Origin of the sequence: Kitasatospora sp. NPDC057512 (genome assembly GCF_042802135.1) — a bacterium.
Lineage (GTDB): Bacteria > Actinomycetota > Actinomycetes > Streptomycetales > Streptomycetaceae > Kitasatospora.
Map to the genome: position 1 here is coordinate 1 of NZ_JBHVET010000538.1, position 6,063 is coordinate 6,063.

Annotated in this window: 3 protein-coding genes; all 3 read left to right on the forward strand. The window is 74.5% G+C overall.

Translation table 11 applies throughout. From position 1 onward, the window contains the following. The first annotated feature begins 330 nt into the window (after nt 1–330). Nucleotides 331–675 (forward strand): DUF5132 domain-containing protein, encoded by a 345-nt coding sequence (locus tag ACFU6K_RS28475; RefSeq protein WP_380667741.1) that lies wholly within the window; start codon nt 331–333, stop codon nt 673–675. Nucleotides 676–807: 132 nt separating this feature from the next. Continuing rightward, nucleotides 808–3,117: an ATP-binding cassette domain-containing protein gene (locus ACFU6K_RS28480; RefSeq protein ID WP_380667743.1), complete on the forward strand. Its 2,310-nt coding sequence runs from the start codon at nt 808–810 to the stop codon at nt 3,115–3,117. A 104-nt stretch (nt 3,118–3,221) separates the two neighbouring features. Further along, the coding region (locus tag ACFU6K_RS28485; protein WP_380667745.1) for an amino acid adenylation domain-containing protein at nt 3,222–6,063 on the forward strand (2,842 nt) is incomplete at its 3' end.

Consider the following 6,063-nt stretch of genomic DNA (forward strand, 5'->3'; position numbering starts at 1 on the left):
GAGGAATCCCGCTCGGCGGCCTTTTCGTCGCCAGGGCTTCGCCCACGAAGCGGAAAGTTACTGCTGCGGGCTCGAATAACACTCGCAAGAGTGAACAAGAACAGGCCACTTGGCCGTGATGGTCCATGGTCGACTACCGTGGCAAGAAGCGCGGGCAGGGCGTCCGGAAATGGCATCGGCACCGGACGCGATCCTTCGCCCCATGGGTCCGAAGGCGGTTCCCGGGGATCGGCGGTGTCGTTCCGGTGCGGGAATTCCCGCAGGGATCCTCCGGTGCTCGCTCGGCCCGCCGGTGCCGGTCATCCGTATGTATGAAGAGGTTGGAGCATCATGCCCCCCGTAGTACCGCCCTTCCTGATCGGCCTCCTGGTCGCACCGCTGGCCAAGCGCCTGCTCAAGCCGCTGCTGCGGGGCGTCGTCAAGACGTCCGTCGGGGTGGTGCTGGAAGTACGGAAGGCGGCCCAGGAGGCCGGGGAGAACATCCACGACCTCGCGGCGGAGGTGGCCGCCGAGGCGGTGGCGGAGGGCGGTTCGGCCCACGAGCAGGAGGAGCACCGCGCCGTCGGCGCCGGTGCCCCGCAGGGGGAGAGGAGCGAGGCCGGTGCGGCCCGGGGTGAGGGCGAGGTCAGGACGCCCAGGATCCGTCCGACCGACGGTTTCTCCAAGTCGCACTGACGGCCGGGGAGGACGTGCGGCCGCGTCCGGGGCCGGCAGCCGTGCCGTTCCCCTTCTCCGAACTTCCGATCCGTCGCAGCCCGTCCGGTTCCTGACGGTCTCTGCGACCTCCGCAAACAGGTGATCGTACAGATGCCATCTCTGGTGGGTGCCGCTGCCGGGCACGTCCCCTCGGACCCGGACGTCCGTCCGCGCTCGGTCATCCCGGGCCGGCAGCGCTGGGACGTCAAGCCGGTGCTCGGCCGTCCGAGAGCCGCGGAGACCCTCGTCGAGGCCCTCCGAAGGATCCCGGGCATCACCCAGGCACAGGCCAACCCGATCACCGGCGGGGTCCTGGTGCGCCACGACCGCAGCCTCACGGCCGCCGACATCGGCCGCGCCGTCCGGAGGGCCGTCGCCCGCGTCGCGGACAACGGTGCCCGCGCCGCCCGGCCGGGGCCGGTGCCCGCGCGGTCCGCACCGGCGCCCGGGCCGGTGGTGCCGACCGGGAGCCGGAAGCACGTCGGGCCCGCCGTGGCGGTCGCGGGCGGCGCGGCGGCAGCCGTCGCGCTCGTCCGCCGCTCGGTGGGAGCCAAGCACCTGGTCGCGCTCGGCGCGGTGACGGCGGCGACCGTCCACGTGGTCCGGGAGGCGTGGCGGACGGCCGCGGTCGAGGCCCCGGCCCACGACGCGTCGGACGGGAAGCGGCACCCCCTGCTGGAGATCGTCGGCCCGCACCGGCGGCGGCTCTACCGGGCCTCCGCGCTCTCGGTCGGCTGCCAGCTGGCGGAGTTGACGCTCGGGGTCTTCCTCGGCTGGACCGGGCTGGTCCTCATCAAGGGCGAGGCCGCGCCGCTCGTGCGACTCGGCGTGACCACGGCGTCCGCCCAACTCTGGACCCTGGCGGGGGCGGTGGCCGTGGCCTGCGCCGCCGTGGCGGGCCTGGCCTACGCCTCGGGCGTCCAGTGGCGCGGGCTCGGCCAGGACATCGAGCACACCTGGCGGAACGAGACGTACGCCCACGTGCAGCACCTGGAGCTGGGGCAGCTGGAGGGGCAGCGGACCACCAGGGTCACCGGCGTGCTGACCGACGACGTCGTCCAGTTGGGCACCTTCTTCGCCTCCTCGGCCAACGACGTCCTCCAGCTGGCGACGAGCCTGGCCGTCCTGGTGCCGCTCTTCCTGCTGCTGGCACCGGAGATCGCCTGGATCGCGTTCCTGCCGATCCCGATCGTGGCCTGGCTGTCCGTCCACTACCACGACAAGGTCGCCGCCGACTACGCCGTCTCCGGTGAGAACCGGGCCAGGCTCTCCAGCCGGCTGGCCAACAGCATGGACGCGAGCGCCACGGTCAAGAGCTTCTGCACCGAGGACTACGAGGCGCGGCGGATCGACGACCTGGGCGAGGCCGCCCGGAAGAGCAGCGAGCAGACCGACCGCAGCACCATCCGGCACTCGGAGGTCGTCCGGGTCACCACCACGACCTCGATGGCGGGCACCCTGCTGCTCGGCGGCCGCTCGGTCCTCGACGGGACGCTGCCGTTCGAGGTGTTCAGCCCGCTGATCGGCCTGCCGCAGATGGTGCTGCTGCGGATGAACCGGCTCGGCGGCATCGTCGACCAGTACCAGCGCACGCTGGCGGCCCACGACCGGGTGGAGCGGCTGCGGGCGCTGCCGGTCGAGACCGAGGGCACCGGGGGACCGCTCGACGTCGAGGCGGTGAAGGGCGAGATCGTCCTCGACGGCGTGACCTTCGCCTACCCCGGCCGGCCGCCGGTCCTGGAGGACCTCTCGCTGACCATCGAGGCCGGCCGCACCACCGGGATCGTCGGAGCGACCGGCTCGGGCAAGACCACCGTCGCGAAACTGCTGATGCGCTTCCAGGACGCCAGCTTCGGAAGCGTCCGGCTCGACGGACGGGACCTGCGCGACCTGCCCCGGCGGGACCTCCGGGAGGCGATCGGCTTCGTCTCCCAGGAGCCGTTCCTCTTCGACGGCACCATCGCCGAGAACATCCGGTACGGCACCTTCGAGGCCTCCGACGAGGCCGTGGTCGGCGCGGCCAGGACGGCCGAGGCGCACGCCTTCGTCGCCGGGCTGCCGGACGGCTACGACACGGTGATCGGCGAGCGCGGCGCCGCCCTCTCCGGCGGCCAGCGGCAGCGGATCGCCCTGGCCCGGGCGATCCTCAAGGACGCGCCCGTCGTGGTCCTGGACGAGGCCACCTCGGCCGTCGACAACGAGACCGAGGCCGCCATCCAGCGCGCGCTCCGCGGCTTCGCGGCCGACCGCACGATGGTCGTCATCGCCCACCGGCTCTCCACCGTCCGCCACGCGGACCGGATCTACGTCATGGACAAGGGCGGTGTCGTGGCCGAACAGGGCACCCACGGCGAACTGCTCGCCCTGCGCGGGCTCTACGCCTCCCTCTGGCACCTGCAGGCCGGCGAACTCGCCGCCTGACCGCAGCAAGCCGACAGCCGTCTCCTGACCGTGTGCCACCGCCGCGGTCGGCGCGCCCCCGCGCCCCGTCACCACGCTCGCCCACATCCTCGGAGGTACCCCCCATGTCCCGTCGTGACGGCGACGCCCTGCCGCTGACAGCGGCCCAGCGCGAGATCTGGCTCGCCGAGCAGCGGGCACGGACGGCGATTCCGGCCTACCGCATCGGCGAGTACCTGGAGATCCACGGGCCGGTCGACCCCGGGCTGTTCGAGGACGCGCTCCGCCGGGTGGTCGAAGAGACCGAGGCCCTGCACGTGAGCTTCGTCGAGGAGGGGGACGGCCCGCGGCAGGTCCTCCGGGAGGCCCGGGACTGGGCACCCGCCCATCTCGACCTCGAAGGGGAGCCGGATCCCCTCGCGGCGGCTCTGGAGTGGATGGCCGAGGACCGGCTGCGCCCGCTGGACCTCGCCCGCGACCCGCTGTTCGGCCACGCGCTGATCAGGCTCTCGCCGACCCGCCACCTCTGGTACCACACCTACCACCACCTGGTGATGGACGGGTACGGCTACGCCCTCGTCCGGCAGCGGGTCGCACACACCTACACGGCGCTGGCCGAGGGCCGGCCGACGCCGCCGCCCGCCTTCCGTCCGCTGCGCGAACTGGTCGAGGCGGACGCCGCCTACCGCTCCTCCGCGCGGTTCACAGCCGACCGGTCGTACTGGACGGAGCGCTTCGCCGACCGGCCGGCCCCGACCCGGCTCACCGGCGCGGCAGCGGGCGACCCGAACGGCCCGGTCGACCCGGCCGGAACGGCCGCCGAGCCGACGGTGTTCCGCCCGGGCGACCTGCGATCCGCGGCCGGGAGGGGCGGAGCCCAGTGGGTCCGCCTGCTGGTGGCCGCGCTGGCGCTCTACGCGCACCGCCTCACCGGCGACCGGGAGGTGGTGATCGGCCTGCCCGTCGCGGGCCGCGGGGCGGAGGACCCGGTCCTCGCGTCCACCCCCGGTGCGGTGGCGAACGTGGTGCCCCTGCGGCTGACGGTCCGACCGGAGACGCCCGTGCGCGACCTCGTCGCCCAGGCGGCGAGGGAGATCAAGTCGGCCACCGCGCACCAGCGGTACCGCAGCGAGGACCTGTTCCGGGAGACCGTCCTGGCCGGCGGCACCGGGGACGGGTTCCCGCTCGTCGTCAACATCATGGTCTTCGACCGCCCGCCGGGCTTCGCGGGGCAGGCCGCCACGGTCCGCCACCTCCTCCCCGAGACGATGGACGGCCTGGCGGTCTGGGTGCTGGGCCATCGGGGCGGGGGTGACCTGCAGATCACGGTGCACGGCTCCCCGGGGACCCCGGGCGAGGAACCGGCGGCGCACCAGCGGCGGCTGCTCGCCCTGCTGCACGCCCTCGCGGCCGCCGACGGCGAGGAGCCCGTCGGCCGGATCGACCTGCTCACGGCCGGGGAGCGCGACGAACTGACGGCCCTCGGCACCGGACCGGCGGCGGACGCCCCGGCCGCCGGTCTGCCCGAGCTGTTCCGGGCCCAGGTGCGCGCGACACCGGACGCGGTCGCGGTGGTGAGCGGCGCCGAATCGCTGAGCTACGCCGAACTCGACGCCCGGGCCGAGCGGTTGGCGCGCGCCCTGATCGCCCGGGGCGCCGGGCCCGAGCGGCTGGTGGCGCTGGCGCTGCCGCGCTCGGCGGAGCTGGTGGTGGCGGTCCTGGCCGTCCTGAAGACCGGGGCCGCCCACCTTCCGGTCGACCCGGACCACCCGGCCGCCCGGATCGCGTACGTGCTCGACGACGCCCGGCCGGTGCTGCTGGTGACCGACGCCCGTACCCGGGACCGGCTCGGACCGGACCTCCCGGTCCGGCCGCTGCTGCTGAACGACCTCGGGCCGGCCGACGGTCCGACGGCCGCTGATCCGACGGCCGACCCGGCCGTGGCCGTCGACCCGCGCCACCCCGTGCACGTCGTCCACACCTCCGGCTCCACCGGCCGCCCCAAGGGCGTGGTGGCGACGTACGGAGGCCTGGCGGACCTCTTCGCCGGCCAGTGGCGGGCGCTCTTCGCACCGCTGCTCGGGGAGCGGGCGAGGGTCGCGCTGACCACCTCGGTCTCCTTCGACGCCGCCTGGGACCAGCTGTTCTGCCTCTTCGCCGGACACGAGCTGCACGTCCTCGACCAGGAGACCTGGACCGACCCGGAGGCCTTCGTCGCGTACGCCGTCCGGCACCGCGTCGACTTCGTCAACGCCACCCCGTCCTACCTCCGAGTCCTGCTCGACCACGGCCTGTTGGACGACGAGCGGCACCGCCCGGCGGTCGTGGTGGCGGGCGGCGAGGCCGTCCCCGCGCCGCTGTGGCGGGAGTTGCGGGACACCGAAGGGGTGACCTGCGTCAACTACTACGGGCCCACCGAGTGCACCGTCGACTCGGCCTTCGCGCCACTGGCGTCCAGCCCGCGCCCGGTGATCGGCCGGCCGGTCGCCGGAGCCCGGCTGCACGTCCTGGACGGCGCGCTGCGGCCGGTGCCGTCCGGCACGGCCGGTGAGCTGTACGTCGCCGGTACCGGCGTCGCCCGCGGCTACCTGGGCCGACCCGGGCTGACCGCCGGGCGGTTCGTCGCCGACCCGTACGGGCCCGCCGGCTCGCGGATGTACCGCACCGGCGACCTGGTGTGCTGGAACGCCGACAGGCAGCTGGAGTTCCTCGGCCGGGCCGACGACCAGGTCAAGATCCGGGGCTTCCGGGTCGAGCCCGGCGAGATCGAGGCCGCGCTCACCGCCCACCCCCGGATCGAGCGGGCGGCCGTCGTGTCGCGCGCCGACGAGGACGCCCGGCTGGTCGCCTACCTGGTCCCGGCCGCCGGGGTGTCGGTCGGGCCGGACGAACTCCGCGCCCACCTGCGCGAACGGCTGCCCGAGCACCTGGTGCCGGCCGCGTTCGTCTCCCTGGACGCCCTGCCGC

Coding starts and splice junctions, on each gene's coding strand:
- ACFU6K_RS28475 (WP_380667741.1), top strand. CDS start 331: ATGCCCCCCGTAGTACCGCCCTTCCTGATCGGCCTCCTGGTCGCACCG.
- ACFU6K_RS28480 (WP_380667743.1), top strand. CDS start 808: ATGCCATCTCTGGTGGGTGCCGCTGCCGGGCACGTCCCCTCGGACCCG.